This is a genomic window from Rhizobium ecuadorense (genome assembly GCF_001187535.1).
Classification (GTDB): Bacteria; Pseudomonadota; Alphaproteobacteria; order Rhizobiales; family Rhizobiaceae; genus Rhizobium; species Rhizobium ecuadorense.
Genome location: NZ_LFIO01001129.1, coordinates 1 through 3,706, shown reverse-complemented (window position 1 = coordinate 3,706; position 3,706 = coordinate 1). Strand labels below are relative to the sequence as shown.

Genomic DNA, 3,706 nt, shown 5'->3' with positions numbered 1-3,706 from the left:
AGCCTGTCTCCGCAACCACAACGCAGCGGAGACACCCAGGATGATACCTTCTTTTAAGAAATTGACTCGCTGGAAGCTGATCGAGGATTGGCCACATAGAGCCAGCGTGGAGGCCGTAATCGCCTCAATGTTTGGTGAAGGCTATGCTTTTCAGTCCGTCGTAAGAGCAGTCCGGGTTATCGGGGCTTTTGTCGAATGGCAGAACAAGCGCTGTGGCGGAGAGCCAGAACGGCTCGACTTCGGAGACATAGAACTGTTCGCCTCCAGCCAGTTGTCTGCGGGTACCTTGCAACACGGCAATCGCATCGCACTTAAACGCCTGCACTGTGAACTCGTGAGAGCCGGTGTCCTGTGTCCACCACCCGAGAAAGCCGACCCAGCCGATGACATTGCCAAGCTATTCGGTGCGGAGCTACGGCGTAGAGGCTATTCAAATCAGTCAATCTCGGGTCATCTATGGCTTGCCCGGCGCTTTCTTCGGGCACTTCGAGACCAACGGGGCGGAATTTCGGGCTTCACACACAGCGACGTTCGGCTCTATCTGGCGAACAACTTTGAGGGACGAAAGAGCACCGCCCTTGTGACCTGGTTTTCACACCTCCGGGTCTTACTCCGCTTCATGTATTCTTCTGGACTTACGGAACACGATCTCTCTCCGGCGGTTCCCAGTCCGAGGACCCTACGGTTCTCGACGCTGCCAGCCTACATGAGCCTTGGGCAACTGGACGCGGTTCTCACGGCATGTGATCTGTCTACAATCGCTGGCCGCAGGGACTATGCTGTGCTTTTGCTGCTATCGAGGCTGGGTCTGCGTGCAAGCGAAGTCGCGTGTCTTTCTCTGGACGACATTGACTGGCGATCAGGCCTCCTTCGCGTACATGGCAAAGGTGGAAGGCTTGCGACCATGCCCATGCCGAAGGATGTCGGAGCGGCGATTTCGGAATATATCCTGCACGGCCGTCCGACATCCGCTTCGCGCACTATCTTTCATAGAGTTCAAACCCCATGTACGCCATTTAAGACGGCCACACCGGTCATCCTGATCGCTGGCAGGGCGCTGAGGCGAGCGAAGGTTTCTGGCACGCGGTCACGCCATGCGCATATATTCAGGCACACTTTCGCGACAATTGCGGTCAGGTCGGGGGTAGGCCTCACAGAGCTTGCCCAACTACTTCGTCACAAAGGACCCTGACACTACCAGGATATATGCGAAGTTCGATATTGAAGGTCTGCGCTCTCTGTCACGACCATGGGCAGGAGGAGTTCTATGATGGACCTGTCCGAAGCCCTTCAGGAATATCTCGCTCTACGACGGTCACTGGGCTTCAAGCTCAAATCCCAGGAGAGCCGCTTGCGCAATTTCGTGCGGTACGCAAAGGCGAATGGCGAACTGCGGATTACGTCGAAGATTGCGGTGGATTGGGCTGGCCACCAATGCGGGCCCGCGACGTGGTCGTCGCGCCTCTCGACGGTCCGCGCTTTTGCCCGACACTTGCAGGTGGTCGATCCTCAAACCGAGATTCCTCCTCCGCAAATCTTTCCACCACAAAGAAGACCGCGCCCATTCATCTATTCAGACGAACAGGTCGCCCATCTATTGAAGTCGATGCTCGATCTCCATCCCGGAAGCTTCCGGGGGCCGACATATCACTACTTCTTCGGCTTGCTTGCATCCACCGGATTGCGCTTTTCGGAGGCGGCTCGCCTTCTTCGTGAGGATGCTGACCTGGGTGCGGGCATGCTGACGATCCGCGAGACGAAGTTCGGAAAGACCCGCATCGTGCCTTTGCATCCAAGCACGACGCTGGCCCTTGGGCGATACGCGGCAATCCGCGACGATCATCCGGTCAGACGGTCCAGCCAATTCTTCTTCACCGGCGACCTTGGCAAACCTCTGATCCATGCCAATCCGCATTTCTCCTTTATCCTCTGGACACGCCGAGCGGGACTGAGGCAGCCGGAGCAGCGGGACGGCCCCAGGATTCATGATCTCCGCCACACCTTCGCAGTTCGAACACTGCTGTCTTGGTATCGGGACGGCGAAGACATCGAACGGCGATTGCCAGAGCTTTCTACCTACCTCGGGCACAATTACGTCAGCGCCACTTATTGGTACCTTACAGCGCATCCCGATCTGTTGGACCAGGCAAGACTTCGACTCGACGCACGATGGGAGGCAGCCGAATGACCAATCCACTCCCACGGCTCATCGAGCGCTTCTTTGGGCAGCGGCTCGCTCGCCAACGCAACGTGAGCCCCCACACCATCGCCTCCTATCGCGATACCTTCAAGCTTTTCCTGAAGTTCGCGCATCGTCGAACGGGCAAATATCCGTCAGCCCTTCGATTGGAGGATTTGAATGCGGAACTGATTGTCGCTTTCCTCGACGATCTGGACAGCGGGCGTCATGCCAGCCCGGCCACATATAATCTCCGGCTCACGGCAATTCGCGGCTTTTTCCGCTTCCTGGCGTTTGAGGAGCCAGCGTATAGTGGGCAGATACAGCGGGTGCTTGCGATCCCTGGGAAGATCGGATCGAAGCGGGAGGTCCAATTCCTCACGCGCAACGAGATCGAAGCGATCCTCTCGGCTCCTGATCGAAGAACGTGGGTTGGCCGCCGGGACTATGTCTTGCTATTGACCGCCGTGCAGACAGGGATGCGTCTCTCCGAACTCGTGGGCCTTGATAGAAGTGCCGTCACCATTGGCACGGGAGCGTATATCCGGTGTTTCGGAAAGGGCCGCAAGGAACGCACAACGCCGATCACTAAAATGCTGAACGCCACGCTCAAAGCATGGCTGGATGAACCCCAGAGGCGGACCGGCAATGCTCTCTTCCCGACGGTTCATGGGGAGCGGATGAGTCCGGACGCAGTTCAGTATTTATTCGCAAAATACGTCGTGGCGGCGTCGGAGAATTGCCCTTCATTAAGGTCAAAACGGATATCGCCCCATGTCCTCCGACATAGTGCTGCGATGGAGTTGTTGGATGCCGGTGTGGACAGCACGGTTATCTCATTGTGGCTCGGTCACGAATCAACGCGCTCCACCCAGCCCTACTTGCATGCCCACCTGGCAATCAAGGAAGCCGCTCTAGCCAAGATCGATCCATTCACCGGACAATCGCCTGGTCTGTTCAGGGCTGGCGACGAGTTATTGGCATTTCTCGACAAACTTTGATCCCGGCCCGAACCAATGACATCGCGGTGAAGGCCGCGATGCCATTTTAAGCCCATCACAAGCTTAGGTATGCCGCTATGGGCCTATAAGTCGATATTTACCAACAAGGGGAATGGATTTCCTGCAGATCAATTTTTGATTGTACGGAGTGATGTCACTAGCTAATTTTCCATCCGGCCGAGGCTTTTGGGAAGCTACCGATGGACAATTTATAAGACATGCATAAAACCGCCTACGACATCGCCGATTATATTTCATTCGCTGTTGTCGCGGCGGGGTTCATCCTAGTTTTTGCATCTGGCGCAGGTACTCGATACAAGTCAGTTGACGCGATGCCTAAGTGGGTGCTCGTTCGGACCGCTCTGATCTGGTTTCCCCTTGTCATTCTATTCGTCTTCGTTCAGGTCAATCGCCACACTACGCCGTGGCTGATGTATGTTCCGGTCCCTTGGCTATACCCGCTTGACCCAATCTGATTGGTCTAAAGTCCAACTTGGGTCCAAACTCGGTCTTCCAACACGTTCGA

At 56.0% G+C, this 3,706-nt stretch carries 4 protein-coding genes; 3 read left to right on the top strand and 1 reads right to left on the bottom strand.

What is annotated here, in order from left to right:
* Positions 1–124: 124 nt before the first annotated feature.
* A complete protein-coding gene (locus AF337_RS45590) occupies positions 125–325 on the bottom strand; it encodes a hypothetical protein (protein ID WP_244471304.1) in 201 nt (66 codons plus the stop codon).
* Between the two features lie 294 nt (positions 326–619).
* Between AF337_RS45590 and AF337_RS45585 the strand changes: the two genes are divergently transcribed.
* From AF337_RS45585 to AF337_RS24490, 3 genes are all read left to right on the top strand, one after another.
* Positions 620–1,192, top strand: a complete 573-nt coding sequence (locus tag AF337_RS45585; protein ID WP_342028449.1) for a tyrosine-type recombinase/integrase — start codon at positions 620–622, stop codon at positions 1,190–1,192.
* 75 nt (positions 1,193–1,267) lie between these two features.
* A complete protein-coding gene (locus AF337_RS24495; RefSeq protein ID WP_049734195.1) occupies positions 1,268–2,188 on the top strand; it encodes a tyrosine-type recombinase/integrase in 921 nt (306 codons plus the stop codon).
* Positions 2,185–3,180, top strand: a complete 996-nt coding sequence (locus AF337_RS24490) for a tyrosine-type recombinase/integrase (protein WP_049734194.1) — start codon at positions 2,185–2,187, stop codon at positions 3,178–3,180. The genes AF337_RS24495 and AF337_RS24490 overlap by 4 nt, the downstream gene beginning before the upstream one ends.
* The last annotated feature ends 526 nt before the right edge of the window (positions 3,181–3,706 follow it).